This is a genomic window from Microvirga sp. jy35, from assembly GCF_056148915.1.
Map to the genome: position 1 here is coordinate 305,251 of NZ_JBWBEW010000001.1, position 26,893 is coordinate 332,143.

The window sequence follows — 26,893 nt, forward strand, 5'->3', positions numbered from 1 at the left end:
ACTGTTACATAGCCTCTGAGGGTTCAATGAAGGATTTGCTACGGTTTGTACCGAAGAGGTGAAAAGTCAGGCCCGGCGCAGTCCAAGTCCCTGATGAGCCCGTACTCCTCCACCTGATCGGGCGAGCGGAGCCGCTGAGGAACGACGATCCCGTGTAGCTGAGCTCGTAAGTCATCCCACCGTTGACGCAGGATTTCCCAGTGATGCTCATCGTAGGTTCCTTCGAAGATCACTGGGCGGATCTCGATCCGAGGCGCATCGCTCCCTCTCGAACCTGAGTTCGCGAACTCGTCGAGCATCTTCGACCAGTGGCTTCCGACCCGATCTACTCGCCCAATTTGTTGCTCCACGACTCCTGGGTTCCACTCAGGATGGAGGAGGATCACGGCCCTGCAGGCTTGGTGCAAGTTGAGGCCCTCCCGCCCGACCATTGACTGCGCGACTAGCACCCGAGGGAAGCTGTTCGGCCGGTTAAATGCAAGCTGGAGCATCCGCCGCGTTGTCAGCTTTGTGTCGCCAATCATCAGGCGCCCGAAGGCCCCTTGCGGAGAGGCATACTCACTGTGCAGGCGTGCCTCGAGCTCCGACCAAAGAGCAGCGGCCTCGTCGTCATCCAATTTGCCGCTCCCGTCCAGATCGCCTTCGTCACGATCCCGCAGGGCCGCTATGAGATCTGTAAACGCCTGCGCAAATTGTGATGGATCAGGCTCGCGTAGATCCCCTAATAGGTCATCGATTGCTCTGGCGAGCAGCCGCTGCCCTTCGGGATTGATTGAACGCTCAACAGATTGGAGCAGGACTCGAAGATCAGCGCTCCGCTCGCTGAGGCCCTTGGAAATCAGATCAAAGAGATGGTCTCGCAGCCGCTCTCTCCTGCGTTCCAAGCTCGCATACTGCCGCTCCAACATGGCGTCGATATCATTCAGAGAGAAGGTACATCCCAACTGACCATGCGCGGCGGCCACAGCCGGCCACTCATCCGCTTCCCTCATCCGATGGACTCTAGATTGTGGCCAGTTCCTCCCCTCCGATAAGGATCGCAACATTTCGCGGGCATTGAGCAGATTCACGAAGTCTCGCATGGGCCGTGTAAAGCGCCCGAAAACGAGCACCTTCTCACCTCTTGCTGTGTATGCTTCTACCGCGTTGACGGCCGCCAAAATCGAGGGGTGATCAAACAGACCGCCCGTTGAGCCAAGAAATGTGTGCTCTATTGTACGTCGCCACCAATGTGCACGCTCCTGTCGCTTCTGGTTCCCTGGCGAGAGGTTAGCATTTTCCAACTGGGGCGGCTCTGGCAATTCTCCAGACTGACGCTTATCCTCCTCCTCCTGAAGCCGGTCAGCCGCTTCGTCGCGTCGAACCTGGTCGATCAGGCTAGTGATTCCATGCCCGTTTCCGAGAGTCAGGCGCAGTCGCTTCGCCGTTCGATCATCGGCTTGATGCGCGACAAATGAGAGTGCCTCTGCCGCACAGACTGCCTGACGCCATTGAGGCGAAAGGTTCTCGGTTGCGATGGCGATTTCCGTTTCCTTTCGGTATGCATCGGGCTGCTCATTCGTGAGAGCGATGAACTTTCTGACAGCATCGTCCTCTCGCTTCCCACGACGCAAAAGGTAGGGTGATAGGGCACTTTGGAAGCTGTCGGAGGCACGTCTGTAAGCTGCCCGAACTTCTTCACTACTCCGCCAAAGCTGCCGGACGCGCGCAACTGCCTTTGCATAGACGTTGATCGCCTCCGTGATCTCTGCCCTCTCTTGCATCCCTACGCCGATGCGCTGCAACATCTGGGTCCACTGACCGATGTCGAGTTCGACCGGCGTTGCTGTCATGGCGAGGCGGCGCGCGCCGCGCGCGGGCAAAATAATAGACTCTACCAAGCGACTAAGACCGGCCTCTGCACCGCGGTTCTTGTGAGCCTCGTCGATGATGATAAGGTCGAAAGCTCCAAGACCCAACCCGACGGCTTGCTCCAGCGATGGACGCAGAGACTCATTGCGGGCGTATTCAGTCGCCGCTAGAGCTCCTGGCCAAGGCGTCCGCTCGCTAATCTCTTCCATACGCTGAAGGGCGCAATGGCCCTTGCTTAATGGGATGCTGTTGCAGATGCTCTCGGCGGCGTTTTGGACCCATGGGTCGCCAAGTCGTTTGTCATCATAAAAGCCCCGCGGATATCGACCAGTGTCCCTCTTGCGCCAAGCCGCGTAAAGCCTCGGGAGCAGGGCCCACCGCCATGGATCGCTCCGCTCTCCCAAGCGCCAGTTCGCAAAGGCATGGGATATCAGCACGACGGGCTTGTCGAACCAAGGTTCTTCCGTCCGTCCCCCATCGGTGCGCCAGGCCGCCAGATAGGCCCAGAGGCTACGAAGGATCTGAGGTGGATTACTGATGCCGCCATCGCGAAGTTCGTCAGACCATTGGTAGCCTAAGCCCGGGGGCACGAGAATCGCCACCCGGCCTCCAGACTCGACCACGGCCCGCGCAAGAGCGACGGCGATGCGCGTCTTGCCCATGCCGACTTCATCCGCAATGATGAGCCCATTCTTTGGAATTCGCTCAGCGACGGCCCTAAGGCTTGCACGCTGCCCCTCGTTGAGCCAGCTGCCAGCTTCCTCCGCCCGTTGTTGTAACTTGGCCGCGACGCCGCTCCAGCCCTCAAACCGCTGTTTCATGTCCGCTCCCCAGCCCTGGTAGATTACGCACGTTCCAGGCTGCCTCAATGCGCCTGATAACTTCCTCGTACCGCGTCCCCGCAGGCGTTGTGCTCGACTCGGCGAAATCGGGACGGAATGGCGCTTGCCAAAGAGGATAAAGAGGATTGAACCCATAGGCGCGAAAGCGCTCAAGCACGCTGCTTCCAGCAGCTTGTATGAGCGACTGTTCAAGACGGATACACCAGGCTGGCCAATCTGCTTGATTGATCGCCGTTTGCTTCGCAGCGATGTTCTCGATCAGTTGCATCATCTGGCGTACGGGATAAGCGGGGTTCTCGGCCTGGCTTTTTCGAAGTGCTTTGCTCGCGGGTTGCTCACCGTTTTCTTCTTCGTCGGGGAGTTCGTCATCCTCCGGTGGCATAGGAAAGTTCGCAAGCTCCAGCCAGGCATCCTCAAGCCCAAGCGCGGGAAGAAGCGTGGCGCCAAGGCGGCCAAAGGTATCGAGGACAGGAACGAGAGCGGTGCGCGTGTGCCCATCTGCTTGCCAGCGAATGGTAACCTGCCGTGGCTGCTCACCCGGCCACCGAAAGCCTCTCTCATCCTGTGCCAATGGTAACCCTGAGGACGTCACCAGTTCGAACGGGCTGATGCCTTGGTTGGGGACTGCGAGCCAACCCGCCCCTGAGATTTCGCCGTCAGGATGCCAAACGACATACCCGATAGGAGGCGCAAGGAAGACATCCTCCCGGTCTGGCATAGCGTCTCCGGCCTGTAAAGGTGAGACAGAACTGTCGACCTCCCCCTCCCGATGCACGGGAAGGACATCGGTTACTGTTCTGTGAGCCGGATCGTTTCCTTTCTTCCAGAGCAGTCGATCAGTTTCAAAGGCAACGCCTGCCTCGAGGTTGCCGCCGCTACCCGACATTCTTTGCAAGAACCCGGGTGAGGTGAGATTGCCAGATCCCAAATAAATCCACGCGTTATTGCAGGCATTGGAATTGCTGCGATGATTGGCGCCAAAGATGAATTTGGCGTGCAGTGACCTTTCTCCTGGTCCAAAATAGCCAGGCTGCGCACCTTTACGAACCGTCCAACCACGTTCCAGGATGGCAGGAAGGGAATGGGCGACAGCCTGACAGGCATTCGGATTCACGAAAACATTGATGTCAGCTTGTTTCGTAAGCAACCCGGCTTTCTGCAACTTGTCGACGATCTCAGTAAGAACGCGAGGGGGACTGCCGTGCCCAGCAGCTTCCTCGTAGAAACCGGAACCCATCGCAAGATAGTTACGAGGAAGCGTACCGCCTTCCGGCGCAATCATGCTTGGCAGCTGGGCCAACAGCGCTTCCTGTCGGTTGTCAAAGAACCTTGGCTCTGGGAGTCCCCTTCGACCAGTGATGCTCACCATCCGGTCTTCGAAATCTCGTAATGGTTTCGAATAGGCTGGCGGAGTGGCATCGAGAGCACGCTGGTCGAAGTGCCCACGCAGCCAATCGAGCAAGGCCCATGCGGCTTTGAAATCTGCGCATCGCTGCTTCAAGTCTGGGTTGAGGCCTCCCGTGAAGTCCTGGCTCCCGATATCAATCCGCCAGGCCAAGTCGAGGCTCTCCTCTAGCGTTTCACGCGTCCAGTTGCCGGTCGAGACGATCAGGCGGAACTGCCACTGCTCCAGTTCCGAACGATGCTGAAATCCCAACAAGGCAACCTTCGCGTGGAGGAGGCTGAACGGTCTTGCGCCAGCTTTGAGCGGCAGATGGAGGATACCTGGTGCCTGTATGCAGGAAATCTGAGGGTTGCCGGGATCGAGCATTAGGCCAATGCTGATACGGCCGGTATGGGACCGCTGCCTAGCGGTTTCGCGCGTGAAGCGCTCGGTCGCGTCGTTCAAGAAAGCCGCATCGGCGGAGTAGCCACAGAGCCAGCCAAACCCGCCAACAAATTGGTCTGGCGCATCGAACAGTTGCGCAAGGGACGGAGGCTTAGGCTTGCTATCGGACATGCTAGCCCTCCTCATCGTCGGCGGTCTCGTTGAGCCAGCCATCGAGTTCGCCATGAAGATCAAGATTCAGTGTGTAGAGGTTCTGCATGCGCCCCGACATGCCCTCGGGCCATGGTAGATCTGCCGATAACTCCGGCTCATCTCCCTCGACGCCGTTAGCGTCCCCTCGTATGGGCACCTGTCTTCCACGAAAGGGCATCATGAGGACGATTGTGTCGCCCCGCAGTTGCAGCACGCGGGCATCCCGGTTCACGAGACTTGCAAGAACCTGCCTTGGCTCCGATGCGACGCATTCGAGGCAGAAGGTTCTCGCCAAGCCCTCGGGTGAAGGATCATAACTTTCGCTCAAGAAACGCTGCGCCCGTTCGCGCAGTGCCTCGACGGCATTAGCGATGTTATCCGGGATGACCTCCGCAAGCGAAAGGCTTGCCCGATGCCGTTGGCTGACTTCCTCCTCAAGGGTATCCAGAACCGTTAAGGCCGCATTACGCACCAAGAAGAACAGAGACCCAACAGCCAAGTCGCGCCAATGCTCCTCGTCGATAGCGTCCGGCCGCAGGTCCCACGTAATTCTCCCCTTGGGCTGCGAGCGAAGGGTGTCCACCCACTCCAGTGCTCGCCGCCGCCGATCAGCCTCCCGTGAGTTTCCAGAGACAAGGCTGTCCTTTAGGAGATCTTTGGCATCGTCCTTGAGGGGATCTAGGGGTGACAAGGCGCGGCGCATGCCCTCGGGCTTAATACAGGTGCTATCGCCTTCCATCCACTGAAGGAGGTTAGCAAGGATGCTCCTATTTCTCGGCCTAAAATCTTGGCACGCAGCATCGACAAAACTTTTTCCGCGATTTGTGCAGGTCAGCGCATTGAACCGTTCACTTGTCCCCTCAGCCAGTCCCAGCGCCTGCAGCGGCTGCCCGGCCCTCATCCGCATGGGCTGGGTCACGTAGAACCCGCGTTTGCTTACAACCTCGTAGGATAGGTCCGATTTGTTCTGCAGCTTGAGCCGGCCGCGGACACGCGAATCAGGTTGCCACTTGTTCCGATCCAAGGCGAGCCAGCAGGCAACCGCTTCGACGGCATTCGTGACCTTGATGTTGAGATCGCTGTGCCCTGCCATTCTCGCGTGCTCGGCAAGCGCAATGCCGAGGTTGGCCAAGAACAGCTGCTTGCCGAACCACACGCCACCGAGGCCCGGAACGGCTAGATCATTGAACCGTCGTACCGCCGCACCCAGGCCTAATGTTCGCGAACGCCGTTCGTTGGCCAGCACCTCTGGCCCTAGAAGCCCCCACTCCATCCCCTGCCCCTCGACGCCATCCACGTATTATTGCTCCAAGCCGCTCTCGCCCGATGCTAACCATGGAACATACATTTATTTCAGCGTCGAAATATTGTGCTTTAGGAGGCTTTGCTTCTCCCGAGGGTGAAAAGCGGCTCATTATCGTCCTGCACGGAAATGCCAAGCTACAGAAACCGTGAGAGCTTTCCTGTTCAGAATGGCGATCGACGGCCACGACGGGAAAGAAGCACGGAAGCAAGAAGCTCCGTCGCAGCCCCAAGATTCACATCGGCCAGGGCTCAACCTGCCTGATTCCGACCTGCTGCGGCGGCAGGGCTCGGTACACTCAGGATGTTAGAGCCAGTGGATATCGAGATCCTGTCTGACGGCCTGTGAACCTGCATGAGGATATGGCTGTTGCCTTGGTGGGACTCACCAAGGTGAAGACGGGCGATGCGGCGGCATGAACTGAGCGATGCTCAATGGGAGCTGATTGCCGATCTCATGCCCAAGGCTGGTCGCCATGGCGACGGGCGGTGGCGCGACCACCGGCAGGTGGTCAATGGGCTGATGTGACCCAAGGTTACAGACCTTCGTACTATTGACTGAACTTTAGAATGCTGTCCCTCGGCGGCAGTCGATATGACAAGGCTTCGCAGCTATTACTGGCCTAACCAAGGCCGCCGACCACCTTCTCAGGGCAACAGGAATACTGCTCTATAGCCTCAGCAAAATCTGTGGCGCAACCTGTTTCAGTGCTTGTCATAGGTTGACATTTCTGGTCAGTGCGAAGCAATATTACCGGGTTGCCACGCTCGTCGCAACACGACGGGACCACCACATGAAACTTCTCACAATTCAGGAAGTCGCGGACGAGATGAAGGTCTCCGAGTCGACTATTCGACGTCTAATTAAGCGGGGACTTATCGCCGCCTACAAGGTGGGAGACCGAGGCCAACTCCGGATTAAGGAGGATGATCTAGAGAGATACATCAACTCCCAAAGAGTCCTGGTTCAGGACATGGAAGCCCGGCGCGAAGCACCGATGGAGTCAGACGGATGAAAATGAGCACCGAGCAGGCCTTCTCAATCGTCGCACTAGATAAATTTATCAATGCCACGCGCGATTCTGGTTACAAGGGCACCTCCAGCGCCATCGCGGAGTTGATCGACAACTCCCTCCAGGCAGGCGCGACAGAGATCGCAATCTTGATCGCGACGGAGGATGATCAAACCGACCATCCAATTGTCTTGACGGTGATTGATAACGGCTCCGGAATGGACGCTCACACGCTCCGTACCGCCTTACGCTTCGGGGGCAGTACTCGCTTCAACAATCGTGACGGCCTTGGCCGGTACGGTATGGGTCTCCCCAACAGTTCGTTAAGCCAAGCACAGCGCGTGACAGTTTATACGTGGCGATCCGAGTCGAAACTGGTCCTGTCCTCCTATCTCGACATTGATGAGATCGCTTCTGGTGATCTTACAGAAGTTCCAAAGCCGCTACGGATTCCCCGACCGGACTTCGTTGGTAGGCATACGTCCGGTACTGCGGTCAGGTGGACCCGCTGCGACCGGCTCGATAACAGACGGATCTCGACCCTAGCAGGGAAGCTCCTTCTTTCACTCGGACGGCGATTTCGGCACTTCCTTTGGGAGGGAGTGTCTATTTCAGTTAACGGCGACCCAGTTGAGCCAGTAGATCCGCTGTTCCTTCATCAGTCTGCGGTCTTCAACGGAGCATCACAGTTTGGCGATGAAATGGTATATGAGGTATCGGCGAGCACAGAGACGCCAGGTATCACTGGGGTTGTGCGCGTCCGCTTTTCCGAGTTGCCAGTCGAAGAGTGGTCTGGACTAAGTAACAGCGATAAGCGCGCTCGAGGCATCGCGAAGGGCGCAGGCGTGTCGATAGTCCGGGGCGGACGCGAGGTCGACTACGGGTGGTTCTTCCTTGGCGGAAAGCGGCGGGAGAACTACGATGACTGGTGGCGCTGCGAAATACAGTTTGATCCAGTTTTAGACGAGGCCTTCGGGATCACCCACACAAAGCAGCAAATTCGCCCAAGACCGCATTTGATTGAAGCACTGACGCCTGACATCGAAGCAGTCGCAAGAGCGTTGAACAGCCGCGCTCGTAAAGCGCATTCATCCGTGAAAATCGCGGAGCGGTTCAGCACCTCAGAAGATCACGCGAGCAAAATGGATGAAATGCTAACGCCGCTACCCTCAGCAAGCCGGCCACGCGACAAGCAAGTGATTAACGCTCTCGGCAAGAAACTGGCTCAGAACCAGAAGAATGGAAATGAGGCAACCGGCGGAACACGGTACAAAATCGTACCCGCTGCGCTTCGAGAGACTGCTTTCTTTAACTATGCTCGTGAAAAAGGACGCCTGGTGCTCATCCTTAACCCCGAGCACCCGTTCTACAAGATCGTTTACAAACCACTGCTTGATACGGATACACCTCTTGAAGCAACCCTCCGCGCGCACATTGATCTCCTGCTCTTGGCAGCCGCGCGGAACGAGGCGCTCTTGGACGATCGACAAACTCTGAAGGTGGCGGAGCAGATTCGGAATGGCTGGAGTGATACGCTAGCCACCTTCTTGAATGGGTGAGGTATGAGCCGCCATCATCACAACGATTGGTTCGTACTTGCGCCTCCGTTCCCTGAACGAGGCGATGCAAACCTTGTATTTCGGGATCATGCAGAGCGATTGGCCGCGGCTCTGCGGGAGCATGAGGTCAGCGATGCCGTTCAGCGCGCAACAGACCAATCGCTTGAAATGACGAGAACAGTCGAGCGGGCGACAGCACTGCGTGCCGCCCTGCATCTACTCGCTGACCTTGCTCGTCAGCGGTGGTCAATACGCGTCACAAACGATGGGTCCGTGGAGGTGAAGCGCCCAGATGAAGAACTTCTGAACCCACACCGAGAGAAAGCGAGAATTCGGTCACAGGAAATCGTCAAGCGTGATGAGCAACTTCGCGAACCAGCGACTAGGAAGTTCATCAGCTCGATGGAAACCAATGTATTCTATCGTGGCCGCCGTGTTTCAATCTTCTCTCTTATGCGAGACGGTCGAGAACTAGCTGAGTCATTGCGGCAAGTTAGACAGTTATGTGCTTCCGAGAGAGTACACCGGCTACGCTCAGTTATTGATCCTTATCTGCAGTTTATTGATAGCTCGACAGTTTGCGGGCACACCGGTCTACGCCTCCAAGACATTTGGCGATATTTTCGACATACTTGGACAAACCAATATACGAGTACGCCAGGACGCTCTATGGCCTTTCTGGTCCGCGACCGTGCACGGGAATTTCACCCGATCGTTGGAATTGGTGCCTTGGGAAGCCCAATCATGCAGATCCGGGAGCGCGATGCATGGATTGGCTGGCAATCGGACGCCTTTTTGGAAATAGCCATAGAGGAACCATCCGCGGGACTCGGCGTGTGGCTTACTAAGACAGTCGATACAGCTATCAATGAGATCTTTCTAGAAGATTTCGTTGAGGACCAATTAATTGGTCCAAAAGATCTACGAGATCCCTCTGAAAGGGTTATTGAGCAACTTGTCTCCTTCAGCGCAGAGCAGCGTGAGCTTCATTACCGACTGGTAAGATCCCAGGACCTAAAGCGCTCCCCAAAGCAAGAATTGAATCTAAACACTGAGGAACATTGGCGGGAACGTGCCCTTACTCATCTTTACCGGAGTAAACGGGCTCTATCTCTTGCAGATATGTTGCGCTCGCGAGTGGTGCTTCGGCAATTTCTCGGAGATACACCAACCGAGGCTGGCGTCCGCCTCCTAGTTCGGAGCGCTAAGGGGCGGCAGATCATCAAGAACGTACTGCGTAAGGCAAGAGCAGACCGTGTCGGTATCGCTATGGCAGATATAACGGTATGTGGGGCGGTGGCCCCCTATAATGCAGTCCTCGGTGGCAAGCTTGTGTCAATGCTTGCTGCCAGTCCCGAGGTAATTACCGCCTATCGTAGGAAATACGTTGAGCAAGAGAGTGAGATAGCGTCCTCTATGGCAGGGCGCCCGATCGTGCGCCCCTCCCAATTAGTCTTCCTTGGAACCACATCTTTATATGGGGTTGGCTCAAGCCAGTACAGCCGCCTCCGCATGCCGGCCGAGGTCCTAGGAGGTCGCGCAGGTGAACGCTTTGAGTATCTAGAACTCGGGAAATCGGATGCTTATGGAACGTCCCACTTCAGCGCCGATACAGTTGACGCGTTGGTGGCGCTTGTCCAACAATCGAGTAACGGCCAGCGTGTGAATAGCATCTTCGGAGAAGGAGTAAGTCCAAAGCTCCGAAAGATTCGTGACGGTCTCGTCACGCTGAACCTTCCAGCGGACGCGCTCCTTCAGCATGGACGGCAGCGGATCGTGTATGGCGTACCATTGGTGCGCAACCTCCGGGAATTTCTCCTCGGGATGGACGATGAGCCCGACTACATCTTCAATCTCGATAAGTCAGAGGAGGCCACTGCTAGGATAGCCGAATGGTGGGCCCAACGCTGGCTTTTGCAGCGCATCACGAGGGACGACGTACTGCTCCAGGTTGAGCAACATACGCTAATCCGGCCGGTTCGGCATGGTGCTCGGGTCAATCTCCCGCCAGTTGATGACGGTCAGAGATGCCTCTTTGACGACCTTGTCTACTGATTGGAACCCCTGTGGCGGACAAAGTCCTGAAGCCGAGCCGAGGTCAATATGAGGCGGCACGCGCCGTAACGGCGTGGTATTTGGCTACTTATTTTCGGACTCCGTCCGATGTAGGTGTGGCCGCAATGTTCTGCAACAGCGATCGCGTGGGGCATTTCGCTGTTGATGCCTCATTGTTGGCTGCAGGTGACGGCGGATCGCTCTTTCGTTTGCTCGTCACAATGACGATGTTCCAACGCCGATCAGATCAGCAGATCATGCGAGTATTAAAGGGCATCTCCGATCAAGACTCGAGAGAAATGACAGATGCTGATGTACTCCTGAGTTTAGCGGATGGGGTGGACTGCCCGCATATTGGCGATCTGTCTAGCCTCAAGGTCCAATGCGATCTAAGTAAGCACCCTGTGACAAAGGAGGGTTGTTGCACTCAGCGCTCCGGCACTCTTTGCCATCTCAAGCGACACACCGAACTCCTCAAGCGCTATGGGCATTTTGGTAAGGTCCCGACATCTGCGGCGCTCACATTGCGCTCGTTTGGGACTAAATCGCTCGCAGAACTAAGACGCCAGATATGGGACCGCATCGATTGCCCTCTGCAGCGTGCAGTAGCGCTGGAGGAGAGCATCACTAGGTCGTGGAGGGTCAGCGAAAAGATCGCGGCCATGTTCCTCTCGGCGGTCACCAATCAGGCCCTATCGCAAGAACTAGCACCCTGGGCAGTTGGGGTTGACACAGCGTACTTCGTAGTGATCGATAGTAACGTTGATCTATTTCTAAAAGCGATTGGGTACTCCGGTCCGATGACTTACCGTGCGAGAAGAGGGTTTGTGCAGGCGCTCGCTAAGCATATCGCTCTCGATGAGTATTACCCAGGACTTGAACGGTATAATCCTCGGGTCGTCCAGCAGGCTCTCTATATGTTTATGAGCGAGAGTAACCGACGGTCAAATGAGATAGATTGTAGTCACGTCGGTCCGGCTTGTTGTGCTGCGTGCGGCGCGACACTCAAGGAGATCTGTTCGCGCCGGCGCGGTGATTCTGACGGCATACGAGGCAATAGTGCTTGAATTACATAGACATCTCGCTGCCGTGTTCGATGGTCTCCGAGACCGGCGCGCTGGGCCGGTCTTCTTCATCGAGCACCGTTTGAACGAGGCTGATCTCCAGGAACTACGGAACACTGTGCGCCGCGCGATCGCGACTTACCCTTTCGAGAGTGCCCAGTGGGATATGCAGCCACTGCCTCTATTGGTTTTAGCCGCTGAAGTGGGTTACCGATATCAGGGCAACGGGACCGACTTTTGGCCAATGCTCGAGGCTGAAACTGGCTGTAGCTTCGGAGTTGATTCTCGGCAGCGCCTCCGAGACCTCTTTGTCTCATCAGCGACGAAGTACCGAGGCGCCCAGCCTCCCGACACACCATGGGCTAGCTCATTTCGAATAATCGCATGGCCCATTACTCACGCGCTGTTACCTTTGGAATTCCATAGATCTCTCGCTGCAACTCTTGCGAAGCTTCGGGTGAGCGCCGCTGGGCTTGACGATGCGAACCTCTATCGGGCAGTCCGTGTTGCCGCAGGGCAATCATCAGCACGTTTCGAAACTTTCTTAGAGGATCCCCCGCTAGTCGTTGCGATCACCCGAATGCTGTTAGGGTCCACAGAGGTAGACCTCGTTCCTGAAATTATCGCGAGGATAAGAATAGACCTTGCTAAGGACGATATCTCTCGTCGTGACATCGCAGTGGCACAGCGTGTCCAACGATCGGTTCGCGGACATACAAATCCGAAAGTCGAGCCTAGCGCGGTACCAGCAGTGCGAGGACGCCTTCAACTGCGCAGGCGTGGTCAACAACTCACTCTTGAGGCGGTCTTCCCGCCCGTGGGAGGAACTCACTTCGATGGCCTTCGTCACGCTCTTCGGCGATTGCGATACGCGCCGCGGCTTTGGGGAGTATCAGCACGAGTTCCTAGTGAGCAACTGCTATCGGGGCTGCCCTTTAATGTGAAGCTCGAGTCGCCTCCAGATATCGGTACACCACTTCTACCCAACTTGTCGGATCTTGATATAGACGATGTGTCACGGCAACTCCTCAGCGCCTATAAGCTGGACTTCAGTTTACCGCTAGCGTTCACCGTCAACACCGATGAAGAAGTTTCGCGCGCTCTCAGGGGAACAGAGTTATCAGGTTATAGGCGCTATTGGCTACTTGTCTCTGAAGATACAGCGCTCGCATTAGGTCCGTTCCCAAGATTGGGAGTAGTTGGACCATACATTTGCATCGAGATAACTCCGTCGGACCCGGCGGCAGTGCGCGCACTTGAAAGTTTAGGCTTTCAAGTGCGTTTTGGAATCGACATTTCGTTTGCCGGAGCTCCTGCACTTAACCCAGAAGCTTCGATTCCTGAGTTCGTTACTGGTGACACGCGGATCGTTGTGCCGCGCCGAGCATATTCAGGTGACGCTTCGGTCAAGCTTGGCAGCAACCTCGTATCTCTTGATGAGGATCCTGTAAAAGTATGCATCCCACAAGGTGAGCATATCCTGGAGATCGCGAACGATGGACAGGTGAGGAATTACCGTTTCCGAGGCACTGAATCTAGTACAGTCGTGCCACTGAAGACGTGTTGGGTAGAGTTGAATGCACCTGAGATGACAGTTCAGGCACTTTTGAGTGGTGCTGCGACTCTCAAGGTAGATTCTCTTGTGCCTCTTGAGGGTCTAGAGTTAACGGTTGAGCTTGAGGTAACCGGGCGCCGTTCCAGTGTGACGGTCCCCCTAGGACCCCTGCCCCAGATCATCATGGCAGATGATGAGCCATGGCCAAGTCTCTTGGATGAGACAACACGCACCCTTGCTTTACAAGACCAAAGCCCGACTCTTCATGTACGCGTTGGCTCGTTGGCAACAGGCTCTTGGATTCTTGAGCAGCGTGTACGTCCCTGCTGGTGGGAGCGCGGTAGTTATGGGATCTCACTGCAAAGCGACCTGGGGCGACTTGCACATGGTGCAATTTCGATGACTGACCCCGTGGGACGGCCGGATCCCTCAGATATCGATGCAGATGAGGCGAGGCTTTTAGCTCCACTAGATTTGGACACCTCGGTCTTTGGGACTTCAGCTGAATTCACTACATTATGTGTATCGCCGAACCGCATGCGCCTCGAGCCACCAGTAGTTCACAAGCCGCAGTTGAGCCGCCGCCGAAGGGCAGACGCCGGATCAGTGGGTCTCGAGGACTTAACAGAGGCTTATCTTCGGTGGGCACTGGCCGAGAGCGATACATTAATTGCCGAGGTCAGACGGCGGCAAGTCCTAAACTACATTGACCGTTGGATCTCGGAGGTATGCTGCGGAAGCGTCTGGGCGGAGCGGGAAGTTGAAGTTGAAGCATCCAGTGGAGACCCATGGGAGTTGCTGGCCGAGGTGTGCCGCGAGATGGGCTTAGGAACCGACCCGTATGTAGAGCTAACACCTACCGATGATGAGGCTGTCCGAAAGCTTGCCTTTGAGGGAATCCGCCGAGCTCATCCGGAATTGTGGGCCAGAGTAGGTGACTTAGACGGAGACGATTACGAGGCTCTGGATCTCACCTGCGGCCGTGCGTACAGCGATCTGGCAGCCAAGTACATCAAAAGTGGGCAACATGACCTAGCGGCTGAGATCGCTGAGGGTGATCCTGGGGCAGCAGCTGAGGATTGGGACGCCGCTCTAGAAGCGGCAAAAGCACGGTCTGAGTTGCGCGAGCTAGGCGAATTGCTCCTACCAACGGACAGCGCGCACGCTCTCGTAAGCCTTGACTTTACGTTAATGTCGTTCGCTGACATGACCGACGAGTTAATTCGATGGGCCCGGAAGTCGAAGCGTGCGTTGAGTGGCCCAGTGCCCGACGACGGGATTCTCCAAGCTATACTAGCACTCTGGCTCGCCCCTGAGATTGCCGTTAACCTCGACTGGCGGGGTGCTATGGACACTCTCATAGCGGACCGATGTGTAGCGCGAGCAGCCCGATACATATCGCTACGCAGCCGCTATGTTAGGAAGGGAGGAACTGTGTGACCCGCCGGAACCCTTATGTGGATCTATGTCTAACAGTACAAGCCGTAAGGCGGGATCTTGAACGTATACGAACTCCACTCGCACCTGCGATGGGGATTGCAGCGTCTATTTATACGCACCAGATCGCTAACACGCACCGCGTCCTTACCGATCTTCGAGTTCGTCACTTACTAGCAGACGAGGTCGGCCTCGGAAAGACTGTGCAGGCATTGATGATCATCAATGCACTGCGGAGTCAACGTTCAAATCTGAGGGTCCTCGTAATCGCTCCTGACCGACTTGTCCCTCAGTGGCGCGACGAAATATTGACCAGAGCCCACACCGCACCAACCGGTGAGGGCAACTCCACCGAAGGAAGCCAGTACATCCGCCTCGCATGGGAAGCGCAACTCCGGATGGTGGATAAGGACGGGAAGGCCCGCTGGTTGCTTAGTGACATCGATCCAGAGCACTTCGATGTGTTAGTTGTTGACGAGTTGCACCGGCTTCGCAGTGATTTGCAGGATCGAATAGTACGCTCGGCACCGGATTTCGAACATGTGCTGATCCTAACTGCAACTCCAGCATTCCAGCGCGTCGAGCGACATGCCCAGCTATTCTCTATTCTGGAGCCAGAGCGCACAACGATCGCGCGATGGCGTGCCGCGACCAGTCACGAGGGCAAGCAAGCCGTGTTGACCGTAAGTGACGACATTTCAAAGTGGCCCGCGTGGGCAGGCGCTGATGTAGTCAATTCGCTGCTTGATCGTGACCGAACCGCAGCCGCATCGCAGTCAGATGATGTAGAAACCACTGCTCTATCACACTGCGCCTATCGGAGAGTAATTCGAACCCGTCGTATAGATTATGACGGAGTGCTACCCCGCCGCCGGCATTTTTCAATAGTAACGGAGCCGCTTGGTGCTGAGGTCGAACGGCAATCGCTGATGTGGCGCTACTTCGAGTTTCTCGGCGATCTCAATCGGCGCTTTGACCCCGTCCTACTTGCGAAGCGGGTAATATTAAGCCCTCCATCACTCGAACAGCGCGTGGACTTCCTTAGACGCGAGGGGCACGAGCGTGAGAAGCTTCTGGAGCAGGTAAAACCGCTGGTCCACCGTAGCAATGGTGACTCACGGGCGGACGCGCTTGTGGACCTATTAGCCCAAATTTGGATCAAAGAGCCAGATGAGCGTGTGCTTGTAGCAGCTCAGGACAACCTAACGGTCGACTACCTGTTTGACTTTGTGCAAGGGCGGCTCCCCCTTATTGGACCTATGACTCAACGCAAGCCATTGGTCGCGGCGAGGGTTCGCCAAGGCATGATGACCGACGCGGTTGAAGACATTGCTGGCTACGGCAATGAGACGAATGAGAACCTAGAAGCGTTTCAGCGAGGTAACGCTCAGGTGCTGTTTGCACCGGAGGCAGCGCAAGTAGGATTGAATCTGCAGTGCGCTCGCATCCTGGTGCTCTATAGCGTCCCGTGGCGCCCCGAGGAGGTCGAGCAATGGATCGGCCGGCTCGATAGGATCGGGAATGCAGCGGCGGTTTCGTCAGGTGGAACTGCCAAGTCAGTAGATGTCTACACCATTGCGCAGAGGGGCCTTATTGACGAGAAAGTCGTTACAGTTCTGCAACGCTTCCATGTATTCGAACGGAGTGTAAACCTCGACGGCAATCACCTTGAAGAGGTTGCTCAGCGCATCGAGGTTGCTGCACTACGACGCGAAAAGGCAAACTGGCACGATCTCGAAGATGCAACAGAGGCAATGGCGGCAGAGGATGAGGTCCAAGAACTGGACTCCCCGCTTCGCCCTTCGCTCCCGTGGACTGTATCCTGGGCAACCGCTCTCCGCGAGCATGTAGAGGGCATGCCACCAGTTGCTCCAGTGTTGCTCGAATTGCCGGAACACTCTCGAGTTGGGCCTCGTGCATGGGATCGTGCGACGGAAGGAATGATCAAGCTGCTCGGGCGCAGTGGGGACTACCATATACGATCGAACACTGACCCAACCGGAATGAAATTTGGAACTCTCTGGTACCAATTTGGAGAGCTCGGCATCTACGGACACCGTGAGGTGAAGTCCAAAGTCATCTTTTCATTCGGCGCTGATCCGTCACAGGATCGGAGCCCGAGGTATGCACACGCTTTCATCACTCGCCGCGGAAGTATCGAAACACCGCCACGCAGAAGTGTGACATTGAAGTTAGATGATCGTGAGGATGCAAGACGTCCGCTGCGTTTCTTCAACTTTGGTGACCGTCTTCATGACGAACTCATCAGAGGCTGGCAGCCTAGTCCTCGCAAACACCAGTTGCTCGACGTTACCCTTTTCGAGAACAGCTTCCTATTCAGGAACAACTCGCCAGGCCTGTACCTGATTCGTGTATCAACACTTGACGCAACAACAGCACTAACACGCAGTGGCATCAGAGATCGTGCCCTAGAGGCCATTGCTTGGGCAGCAAAGCATACATCAGCGGAGCGGTTAGCGGAATTAGTCCGCCCATTTGCTCGTGTAGTTCAGTGCGCACTTGAAGCTGATTCTCGGTGGCTGGCAGTTCAGCTGTCTGCCGAACTCCGCTTAGAGGGCATGAAGCTATCAAGTGGACACTGGACGGCTCTGGGAGCAGAGGATTTAACAACTCTTCTAAACCCGATGGCTCATGACGGTACCGGGATATCTAGGTCTTCCGTGTGGGAACCAACTAATAAAGATATACCGGATGTTCGAACTGCCACGGCAGTTCTGGAACGCCTACGACAGGCAGACTCCGGCGCGGCAAAGTTATCATGGAGCCACCGGTTGCCCGAGTTTGACCGCGTCCTTACAGTTAGGAGGCGAATCCTTGCTGAAGAGAGACGCGATCAGGAGGCGGTGAGAGGATATGAACTGGAAGATGCGGAGGACAAACTCAAGATAGCCGAGACGCGAGGGAATCGAGCACAGATCACGCGTGCCGAGAGAGCGCGAAACGACGCAATCGACTTACTCGCTTTAACCAGGGTATTCTGGCAGCAACGAGACTCCTGGCTCCAGGAGTTAGGCACATCAATCCAGGGGCTATTACCTCAGGAGCATTTAACAGCAATAATCCGCGTGCGGTGCGCAACGTGATTCACTTAAGCAGAGACCATGGATCGGGAGCACCATCGCTCACCTTCCAGGACCAAGCAGCACTCCTATCTCCTAGCAGATCCATTGCGGCCATCATCTGCGCTGGGGCGGGGAAGGTTATTGATACCTGGCCTTCGTTACTTGTTATGCGCTCTTCAACTCCAGTTGACCGTCCCCGGGCTAATAGCGCCCACCGCCACTCGTCAGCATCATAGAGGTCTATAGCGCGTCGGCTATCGCCGTCGACAGCCAGGACAATTGGGTGCCAGTGTGCGTCGCTATAGCCACGACGATAAGCACACCAAATCCCGTCACGCGCCTGCTCTGACCAACGCCCCTCGCAGACAGAGGCATCATACCTCCCGAAAAAGGTCCCTGTCGGACCAGATAGCACCCGGATATTCGCATCAGGACTGAGTAGACGAGCCTCGCTCGAAAAGGATCCGACGAGAAGATCCCAGAATCCAGCTAGCGACAGCATGTCATGTCGGACCGGCTGAGAGAGCCTGCGTGCAGCGTGCCGAAAGTAGTGGAAAGGCTGGAGCCATTCTTGCAATGATGTTTGATACACGCCTCCGAGTTGCAGAGCGGCGAGATCGTCATCCGAGGCGGCGCGAATCCGTCTTGCGATGTCTCGTGGATTTTTGACGTCGAGAGTCTTTACTCCATCAGGTATGCCAGCGACGCTTAGCAACACACCTACGTTGTGCCCTACCCTCAGCCAGCAAGGACGAGATGGTGCCACGTAGCGCTCATTGCCAATGAAAACCTCCTGGCATTCGCCTAATGCCATCATACGGTCGAGCACAGTACCAACCAAGGCGGTGGGCACATCCTCGTGCAATCCGACTGCATAGAGTTGCTCGCGGGCGAAACGGACCACAGCACGCCTAGGACTCAGACCCCAGCGTGCGAGCGCAGAGCGCATCAACTCAACAAGCCCACGCTCAGCGAGCGTGCCATCCTCCTGCACGACTCCCAGTTCTTTTGCGAGGGTAGTTCGACCGATCACCTCTAAGCTCATGATTGAGCCTCTGAGGCAACGATCGCAGCTTCAATAATCGCGCGACACTCGGCCCCGTGCGCGATAGCTATTAGCAGGGCCTTAGCGCGAGTGCACGCAACGTAGAGGTCATCTCGGCGGAACACTCGTCCAAGCTCACCAAGGTCATAGAGCACGACCACGTCTGCTTCCAACCCCTTGAAGGACCTCGCCGTTGTAACCAACACGCCGCCGCCATCCCGCCATGTGTCGGCGCTCGTGACAAGTGGCACCCCGCATACTTCCCCGACGTCAGCGAGACTGCCATTCGCCTTTGCAAATGGTCCGATCACTGCAATTTGATTGGCCGACACATCATCGCGCTCCAACAACCTCCGCAACTCTCCTAATACGAGCCCCTTCTGCTGCCGTTGGCTGGTTGCACTGAGCAGGCGGATCTGAGCGCCAGATGGAACTCGCGCGTAAATGTGCGGCTGAAGGTCTATGACTGATGCGCTCGCGGCGGCGATCCTCCGTGTATTTCGACAGTTAATTGTCAAACGGAAGCGTGCATCAAATTCGAGTGGAGGCGACTGGACCTCACCACGCAGGGACTGGTTTGGATCCATGAACGCGTAGACGGGACCGTCTGCTGTTTCCAGTAAGGACTGCGTAAGCGCGTACCACCAACCCAGAGCGAAATCTTGCGCCTCGTCCACAACGAGTGCATCATACCTTACGCTTTGGCCGGACAGTTCGAGCGCAAGCACTGCCTGCTCAAGAAGGTCAGGTACTTCGTGATCCCAGAAGGACTCATTCGGAGAGCCGCCGCTCGCTGGCTTAAACCCAATTCCTGCTGCTTCGGCTAGTTCAGCCGCAAGCCTGTGAAAATTCTTCACAGTGACCATTTCACGGAAGTCAGCGAGAGTGGGATCCTCATCGATCTGCCTCCGGATCCAGCCTGCGAGTTCCTTGTTATAGCAGGTGAATAGAGTGCGCTTGCCGCTACGGGCGAATGCTATGGCTCTATGGAGAGCAAGGAAAGTCTTACCAGATCCGGCCACTCCCTCCACGAGCACGCGATCTTGAGAATAGAGGCCTTCAAATACTTGAGCTTGGTGCTCCGTAAGTTCGAGCAGTTGTCCTGCAGCTAATGTGATGTCCGGCCCGACTGGCCTGAACACTCGGAACTTCGGCATTAGACAGTCATTGAGCAACATCGTGTACTGAGGAGGGCTCAGCTTTCGTGCATCCTCAGTCCACGCGTTATAGGCCGTCATGACAGCTTGTTCCGCAAACGCTAAGTGACGTCGCCCGATAACGATAGCCTTATCGGCATGGGGCGGTGGCTTTCCTTCATAATCCATGTGCGGGAAGACCACGGCGTAACCATGGGTGAAATCGCTTTTTCGCACGCGTCCCCCTGAGCGCTCCTTCAAAATGTCGAGAAGCGCATGCATGCTACGGCGCGCTTGTTGGAAGGGATCCTGAAACTTGACGGGGCCATCTGAATTGTCGCGATACCAACCGTGTCCGTCATGTCGGATCGTGTGCCCTCCCTTAACCTCGAGCACGAGTAGGCCATAGTCCGGGTGAACGATTACGAAGTCAGCCTCACCCTCAGCCAGAGCCCCTTCGCCTCTCCATGGACGAAGCCAGGGGTACGAGTGCAGAACTACAAACTTGTCATTCAGCTGATCCCGGAGCGCTCTATACACCGGTTCTTCAGAGGTGTGCTCGAGTTGGGCGGGATCGATGTCGGGGATCATGCGTGCCATCAGTTTGCCTCCAGAGGCTGAAGGACCCCGTCGATGAACACACCATAGGCGCGGCCTAAGACGCGCACTCCTGGGAGCCGTGGTGCTTCAGAACTGGGAGCTATATGGGAGTAGTAAAGAACATGCGCCTTTCCGTTCCGTACGCTCGGCAAGCCGAACGTCCAATGCTCACTAGTTGCGTTGAACGCATTTTCACCCACTAGGAGCCTCGGGATGCGATCTCTCCTATCAGCGGGAAAGTCATCTGCTGCAGTTGGCTTGAACACGACCCATGATCCAGCAGAGAACATACCTCCTGGCATTCGCTCTAGGGTAGGCTTCGTGAGTTGCACCACAAATGCCCCATTGGGAACACCTGACAACATCACGGTAGTCACAGGGCTCAACGATTCTGTAACCCTTAGGCTCGACGCTTGGTATACTGGGTGCCCGCCCTCTTGCTCCTGCAGAAAAGGGGGCAGACCATTGCCGCTGCGAGTTCCTCGCGAAGCGCCGGTTGCCTCTCTCACGGCTGCGGGCAGAGCCCGGTCGACGATCAATTGGTCAACTACGACCACTTCTCCTGCATCGGCGAGCGTACGTCCGCCAGCCGACCCTGATTCTCCGGGAGTGAGCGGGTGACCCAGCACGACGATCCGATCGTCTAGGTTGGGGAGGCGCAATCCACCAGCAATCTCTTCTACCTCGTATCCGGATGCTAGTAGGTCTACTGCTAAGGCGCGGAGTAGGCGTCGCTCCTCTTCGACCGCAATCGTTGGCGACTGGCCATGCATAATATGGCGCAAAAATGCGGCTGCTAAGCCTCGATTGAGGTATTTATGGTCCCATTTATTCTTGTAGCTTCTGAGACATTCATAACAGGAGTGAGTGCAATTGCACGACTCCAACCGTTTGAGCGCCTCGGTCAACAATGCACCAACGTCCGAAGCCGCTGCCCGTACATACCCGGCGCCACCCGGGGTCAAATCATAAAGGTATACCTCTACCTGTCGCCCTGTTCGTCCACCGCTCGTCATCGCGACTCGGTACTCCGCCCCGATATCAGACACCTCGATGTCCTGCAGCTTCGCGGCTGCAGCCGCGAGAGCCTCCGCAACTGTCGTGAGGACAACCTTCGCGACAATTGATCCAGGCGGCAGATTAACAGAGCCACTGAGTTGAAAACGCAGAAGCGCTATGTCCGTAGTAAACTCATTGCCGAACACCACTACAACTGGCCGCCCACTACAATTGGCACCATGGGGATAGCGATCGGGATTCGGGCGTGGGTGACCACCGCTCTGGAAACGTCCAGCAATCCATCCGTTGGGCTCTGCTCGACCGCATCCGTGGCAGTAGAGGAAACCAGGACGCATCTGATCTTTTGAGCCCGTGTTAGTCAGCACAAGCCGCTGTTTTGATGTCCAGATCTCGTAGCCGGCACCATTCTCAGTCGTTTTGCTATCTACAGCCGGCCCCACATCGGTGAACGGGGCGCTGAGCTTGGCCCTAGTTGGGCGTGTTGGAGTTGGGCTATCCTCGAGCGGCAGTTCTGGTGGCAGGTCTATAGGGTGAGCGAATCCGGGGGGACGAATCCAGCGTGTTCCTACACCGAGCGAGCCCCCAGTCCCACAAGCCGGGCAATCCATGACCTGGTTTACATAATGATCGTTACTCCTTGGTTCGACCTGTGCATAACCGCAGCGGTCACACTCGAAGTAGATCTTCATCGCTAACCACGCCTGCCAGCAGTCGCGACGCCTGAACGGAGTCCAAACTGCGAACGAGTAGTGCCGCTCCCCGTTGACCCAAACCTCACGCCCAGGGGCGTAGCCCGAAAGAGCCTGATTGAGGCCTAGTTGCGGCGAGTACTTGATGACCGCTCGCCGTTCCGTGCTTGCTGCGGGATCGAAGACATGGAAGGTAGCCACATCAGTAGGGAACGCATATCTCGGAAGAACAGCTCGATCAAAAAGCCTGTCTAGAAGCTTCTCAGGATCGAGGCCTCCTTCTTGCGCCCCCTCTACTCGATCGGTGTCTGGCTCACTGTCCACGTCCTCAGGTGTTGCCTCACCCGCATCAAAGTCTATCGCGTCACCCCAGTCCATCAAGATGCCGCGCCCTGACCTGCCTGCATCTCCCGCTTCGACAAGTAGTTCTTCGGTCGCTTGAGATATTTGGGCGTCGACCTCATCAGACTCGACCGGACCTGCACCGACCTCTCGCAAAGAGCCGAGTAGCTCCTCAGGGATCTTATTGATGAAGTCCGACTGATGGTTAAGGACCACCCCCGGGACGACTTCAGCCAAAGCATCGGCAACTGCGGCTTGATTGTTGGCCAACCAGGTCTCAAGTCCTGCGTACGAAAATTCGTTCACGCCACCGTTTCGAAAGTCTCTAAGCATTCCCAAACTTTCGAAGACGTTGGCGCTGACCGACTCTTCTTCGTCAAGACCGGGAATTGCGTACTGCTGGTACAAGCTCATCACCAAAGCAAAGCAGTGGCGGCGAACAATCTCAAAGTTATCAAGATTTAAGATCGGATCTGGAACAGGGCCGCTGACCATGCCGGCGGGATCTGAATAGAACTCCTGATCGTGGCTATCGGCGCCGCAGTAGGTGATGACCGTGGATAGTGCAGATCCTCGGCGTCCGGCACGCCCAGCCCGCTGCTGGTAGTTTGCACGGCCTGGTGGTACATTTCTTAGTGCAACAGCGGTGAGGCTCCCGATGTCGATCCCTACCTCCATTGTGGTGGTGCACGAAAGGACATCAATAGGACCACCACGTCGCCCCTCGGGTCCTTCAACGTCCAGATCCTGGAACCTGAGTTCGTGCCACTCAGCCCTAGCCACCGCGGCACTGTTGCTACTGTCGTTGAGCGCCGCAGAGTGCTCCGCTGCAACATACGGGTGCGGGGCGTACCCTGGCTCGTCGAAAAGCCGCTCGACGTGGCGCCTAAAGTGTCCCTTGCGCGAACGAAAGACGAGATCGTGTGTAGGATCCAGTTGTCTAGTCACGCCGCCGCACTGACGATTTCCGATGCGAACGCAACACCTATCACCTGCTAGTAGGCTCCCAGGTTGAACGGTTGTACAGGTGTTGCAGCGTCTCCAAGAAACTCCATTGCTCATAACACGGAGCTTGTTAGCACGTAGAATAAAGCCATTTGCGGTCTCATTAACCGCGAAAGTCGCCTTGATGAATTGCGTCCACGGGGTTTGAGTTCCAGCACTGCTGCGGAGATGTGTGTTGAACCATCGAGTGCCGACTATGTCCCTCAAAACACCGGGGAACGTGGCTTTGGTCCTTCGAATCTTGGCACCGGTCTCTGAATCCAGCCACTCGCTCGGTGTCGTCGGCAAGTATAAAGCGTGACTCGCGACTGCATCTGAAATCCAGAGTTCGAGCAGCGCCCAGCGCCGCTCATTTTCAGTTAAGTCGACAGGCTCGGGGGGCGCTGGGAGCAGTTCAAAGGCCCGCAAGTCGATTGCGTCGAGGTGCGGCTTAATCGCCGCCAATCCAAGTGCGCTAATCCCCGTGTGTGGATCCGTCAATACGGGGTAGAGCGCAAGCATAAGCGCCTTGTTCGTGCGGTGGGTGTTCATCTCTGCTGAGCGATTGAAGAACTCTCTCTCAGTCGCTGGGGGATCGTTAGCCAACAGCCCGCGGAAAACCTCAAGATCTGCGTCGAAGTGCGGAGCCTGAGCCGGCCGCAGTGTTACACCACGACGAACGCAGCCCGTGAGGAGTGCTGCATAGGAGTGATCAAGCGTCACAGGCACCCCGTACCTATCCTCAAGGTCGGAGAAACCATCTAGAATGAGTGGCCGTACAGCGTCTCTCATCGAGTACTGCTGGAGTTTGCCGGCTAGCCGGGACGCTGCCTGCCTCCCATCTGAGAAAATCAAGGTCTTGCGGCCCTTGAGTGGTGTTCGAATATCTGGCCGGGGTGGCTGCTCAAGCAATTGCGACGAAACAATCTCTTGGAATGGCTCATCGCCCTTTGTTACGTGGTCCATGATGGTGTCCTGGGCACCACAGCATGGGCAATTTCTGAACTCTCCCGCAGGCGTATCCTGCTGACCTAAGGGAGGCAGCCACACCTCACGCGCATCCTCGCTGCTAGCGGTAAGGCGTCCTGAGACCGGATCTAAACACTGGAACCGGGCGCCGGCCCCTTGCGGCGGCTCCTCGAGCGCCAGGTAGATTGGCTGGACGACTTGGTCCACATCGTCGACCTCCCCGACGTCCTCAGACCAGAGGTAGTCAGGATCACTTGGGTTAAAGGCAAATGCCTTGAAAAAGGCTGAGCCACATGAGCGACAGGTGTACAGTTCAAACACACGCTTCCCGCATGTACACGCGTGTCGCGGCTGCGCGTAGAGTGCGCCTGTGGGTGGACGTTTAGTTCCCCACTGCCGTCGCAAAGTCTCCTCAATGCTTGAACAATCAGGGTCTGCACAGGCCCACAATCCAGGCAGTCCGCGGAAAAACGCATGTGCACGCGCAGCTAATAGTGGTGCCCCCCCTCCACGCCGCGCCATCGATGTCAGTTCAACGAGAGCGTCCGTGGCAGTGCGCGCGACTGTGGGATCCACCGACGGAAAAAGTCGAGCACCGAGGGCTTCAAGGCGCTGAGCGGGCCCTACTTCAGGAGGATCGCGCTCGTCATCATCCGGTGCGTGGGCACCGCTGGAAAGGTTTAGGAGACGCCCAACAACGGGAAGCTTTCTTAAGGAGTTATGCAGCAAGCGAGAAATGGGATCGCTATTCGGCGCAAATTGGACGTCAGTTCCGGTTATGATTAACTCAGTTGCCTCACCGATGCGCACCTCAATTTCGCCGTCAACCGTTCCGCCAATTACCGCAGTGATCTCATCCGGCAATTCAATGGGATCCGAGGCGATCGAGAAGTCGAGATCTAATATTTCCAAACCAGAGGTTAAGCAGCGCAGCGCCACATTTGTCCCGCTCGGCCCGGTGACGACCAGCGCTTGATCCTCACTCGACGTTGCGAGTGAAAGAACCGGAATGACCGCCGTCACCCGGCGCTGCAGTTCATCCGAGCGCAGTCCAGCAAAATCGACAGCGGCGAGAGCGTTCGCGACAGCAGGCTCTCCAGGACCTGAGGGGCACGCCGACCGCTTTGTTCCCGTTAGCACCTGAAACCCAACTAAAGGTTTTCCAGCAAGATCCGCGGCAAAGCGGCGAGCCGCCTCAGAATTCGAGAAAGAAGCACTCGTACAGATAACCTGCAACTGCTCGAGCGGCAGTGCCAAGCGACTCCGAAGGCGACGTATCAACATCGCCACTTCAGTGCCCTGGGCGCCGCGGTAGAGATGCGCCTCATCCAATATGAGCAATAATCGTTCAGAGGGATTGGCCTGGTAGAACTCCGCGGTACTCTGGAAGATACTCCGCTCAATTGGGCGTAGTAACATGTACTCGAGCATCGAGTAGTTCGTGACAAGGAGATCAGGCACGCCGTCCTGCGCCTCATGGCGGAGAAATAGTTCGGGATCTTCGGAACGCTCGATAGTCCGTATCCAGTTGTCGTTCCGGTCCTTCCATCGTCCACTTCCAAACCAAGAGGTTACTCCGTCTTCCCGATCAGGCGAAGTCGGTGGCTTCGCTGGCCACTTCCCTCTCCGACGGAGTTCTCGAATGAGATCCCTTGCCTCTGCGTCGGTAGCGGCACGAGCCTCGAGGTCAAGGTAGAACCGCAAGCTCTTCAGACGATCATGATGCTGACTAGTGTTTTCTCTCCGGCGCCCTGGGTAAAGGGTACGACCGGTGTAGCGCGCGAACTTCATCGGTCGACCACCATGGTCCTCGAACCATCGCGACACCGCATTGTCGCCAAACAGAACGCGCAGACGGCCAAGTTGGTCGTTTACCAGCGCGTTCATCGGATAAAGGAGCAGCGCGCGTACAGCACGTGTCTGAAAGCTTTGACTAGCGCTAGCTTCGGCAGCGAGGCGACCAAGTATAGGGAGAAGGAAGGTTTCCGTCTTTCCGGAGCCGGTACCAGTCGTCACCACCAGATCGTTAAAGGGAGCATTCAAAGCGATTTCTAGCGCCTGCGCTTGGTGTTCGTATGGTGGATTGAAGATAAGGCCCCGCTCCCCAAGATCAGTCAGTAGCTTTCCCACTTGCGTCGGCAGTTCTAGTTGATCGTATCGGCGAGATCCAACGTAGCGGGCCGTGCTCTCCAGATAAGGATCCTGTGCGATTGCGCCGGTTCGATGCAGAAGTTCATCCCGTAGATCAACAAGAGTAGGATTGGAGACGTGATAGGTGGACGTGATGTACGTCCGCAACGCGTTGCTGTAGTGCTGAAGCTCTCGGTACATCTTCTAGCCTTCTCAGTTCGTCTGGGTAGGTGCTG

The 26,893-nt window shown here is 56.4% G+C and carries 11 protein-coding genes; 6 read left to right on the top strand and 5 right to left on the bottom strand.

All coding sequences use genetic code 11. The features are described 5' to 3' along the window. Positions 1 to 38: 38 nt before the first annotated feature. From AC0QTX_RS01375 to AC0QTX_RS01385, 3 genes are read right to left on the bottom strand one after another with little or no spacing between them, the layout of a single operon-like run. Entirely contained in the window at positions 39 to 2,672 is a 2,634-nt protein-coding gene (locus tag AC0QTX_RS01375) for a helicase-related protein (RefSeq protein WP_474602017.1), read from the bottom strand. Then, on the bottom strand, positions 2,656 to 4,653 hold the full coding sequence (locus AC0QTX_RS01380) for a hypothetical protein (RefSeq protein ID WP_474602018.1): 1,998 nt from the start codon (positions 4,651 to 4,653) through the stop codon (positions 2,656 to 2,658). Before AC0QTX_RS01380 ends, AC0QTX_RS01375 begins: the two co-directional genes overlap by 17 nt. 1 nt (position 4,654) lies before the next feature. Continuing rightward, the gene (locus tag AC0QTX_RS01385) at positions 4,655 to 5,971 is read right to left on the bottom strand and encodes a hypothetical protein (RefSeq protein ID WP_474602019.1); all 1,317 of its coding nucleotides are present in this window, start codon (positions 5,969 to 5,971) and stop codon (positions 4,655 to 4,657) included. A gap of 411 nt (positions 5,972 to 6,382) precedes the next feature. Between AC0QTX_RS01385 and AC0QTX_RS01390 the strand changes: the two genes are divergently transcribed. The 6 genes from AC0QTX_RS01390 (at position 6,383) to AC0QTX_RS01415 (ending at position 17,763) form a co-directional block, all read left to right on the top strand. Then, the gene (locus AC0QTX_RS01390) at positions 6,383 to 6,505 is read left to right on the top strand and encodes a hypothetical protein (protein WP_474602020.1); all 123 of its coding nucleotides are present in this window, start codon (positions 6,383 to 6,385) and stop codon (positions 6,503 to 6,505) included. A gap of 265 nt (positions 6,506 to 6,770) precedes the next feature. Further along, positions 6,771 to 6,992: a helix-turn-helix domain-containing protein gene (locus tag AC0QTX_RS01395; protein WP_474602021.1), complete on the top strand. Its 222-nt coding sequence runs from the start codon at positions 6,771 to 6,773 to the stop codon at positions 6,990 to 6,992. Beyond that, positions 6,989 to 8,548 (top strand): ATP-binding protein, encoded by a 1,560-nt coding sequence (locus AC0QTX_RS01400; RefSeq protein ID WP_474602022.1) that lies wholly within the window; start codon positions 6,989 to 6,991, stop codon positions 8,546 to 8,548. Before AC0QTX_RS01395 ends, AC0QTX_RS01400 begins: the two co-directional genes overlap by 4 nt. Before the next feature lie 453 nt (positions 8,549 to 9,001). Then, positions 9,002 to 10,603, top strand: a complete 1,602-nt coding sequence (locus tag AC0QTX_RS01405; RefSeq protein ID WP_474602084.1) for a Druantia anti-phage system protein DruA — start codon at positions 9,002 to 9,004, stop codon at positions 10,601 to 10,603. Between the two features lie 2,004 nt (positions 10,604 to 12,607). After that, positions 12,608 to 14,662 carry a hypothetical protein gene (locus tag AC0QTX_RS01410; protein WP_474602023.1) on the top strand — a complete coding sequence of 685 codons (2,055 nt, stop codon included), beginning with the start codon at positions 12,608 to 12,610 and terminating at the stop codon, positions 14,660 to 14,662. Positions 14,663 to 14,751: 89 nt separating this feature from the next. Continuing rightward, positions 14,752 to 17,763, top strand: coding sequence for an SNF2-related protein (locus AC0QTX_RS01415; RefSeq protein ID WP_474602085.1), 3,012 nt, complete (start codon positions 14,752 to 14,754; stop codon positions 17,761 to 17,763). 1,020 nt (positions 17,764 to 18,783) lie between these two features. On the opposite strand, the gene AC0QTX_RS01420 is transcribed toward AC0QTX_RS01415, so the two are convergent. Both AC0QTX_RS01420 and AC0QTX_RS01425 read right to left on the bottom strand, forming a co-directional pair. After that, positions 18,784 to 20,523 (bottom strand): nuclease-related domain-containing DEAD/DEAH box helicase, encoded by a 1,740-nt coding sequence (locus AC0QTX_RS01420; RefSeq protein ID WP_474602024.1) that lies wholly within the window; start codon positions 20,521 to 20,523, stop codon positions 18,784 to 18,786. After that, on the bottom strand, positions 20,523 to 26,858 hold the full coding sequence (locus AC0QTX_RS01425) for a DEAD/DEAH box helicase (protein ID WP_474602025.1): 6,336 nt from the start codon (positions 26,856 to 26,858) through the stop codon (positions 20,523 to 20,525). The genes AC0QTX_RS01420 and AC0QTX_RS01425 overlap by 1 nt, the downstream gene beginning before the upstream one ends. Between the last annotated feature and the right edge of the window lie 35 nt (positions 26,859 to 26,893).

Excerpts from the sequence above, each read along its gene's own strand:
- AC0QTX_RS01375 (WP_474602017.1), bottom strand. The coding sequence starts at position 2,672 with ATGAAACAGCGGTTTGAGGGCTGGAGCGGCGTCGCGGCCAAGTTACAA.
- AC0QTX_RS01380 (WP_474602018.1), bottom strand. The coding sequence starts at position 4,653 with ATGTCCGATAGCAAGCCTAAGCCTCCGTCCCTTGCGCAACTGTTCGAT.
- AC0QTX_RS01390 (WP_474602020.1), top strand. The coding sequence starts at position 6,383 with ATGCGGCGGCATGAACTGAGCGATGCTCAATGGGAGCTGATTGCCGAT.
- AC0QTX_RS01395 (WP_474602021.1), top strand. The coding sequence starts at position 6,771 with ATGAAACTTCTCACAATTCAGGAAGTCGCGGACGAGATGAAGGTCTCC.
- AC0QTX_RS01400 (WP_474602022.1), top strand. The coding sequence starts at position 6,989 with ATGAAAATGAGCACCGAGCAGGCCTTCTCAATCGTCGCACTAGATAAA.
- AC0QTX_RS01405 (WP_474602084.1), top strand. The coding sequence starts at position 9,002 with ATGCGAGACGGTCGAGAACTAGCTGAGTCATTGCGGCAAGTTAGACAG.
- AC0QTX_RS01415 (WP_474602085.1), top strand. The coding sequence starts at position 14,752 with ATGGGGATTGCAGCGTCTATTTATACGCACCAGATCGCTAACACGCAC.
- AC0QTX_RS01420 (WP_474602024.1), bottom strand. The coding sequence starts at position 20,523 with ATGGCACGCATGATCCCCGACATCGATCCCGCCCAACTCGAGCACACC.
- AC0QTX_RS01425 (WP_474602025.1), bottom strand. The coding sequence starts at position 26,858 with ATGTACCGAGAGCTTCAGCACTACAGCAACGCGTTGCGGACGTACATC.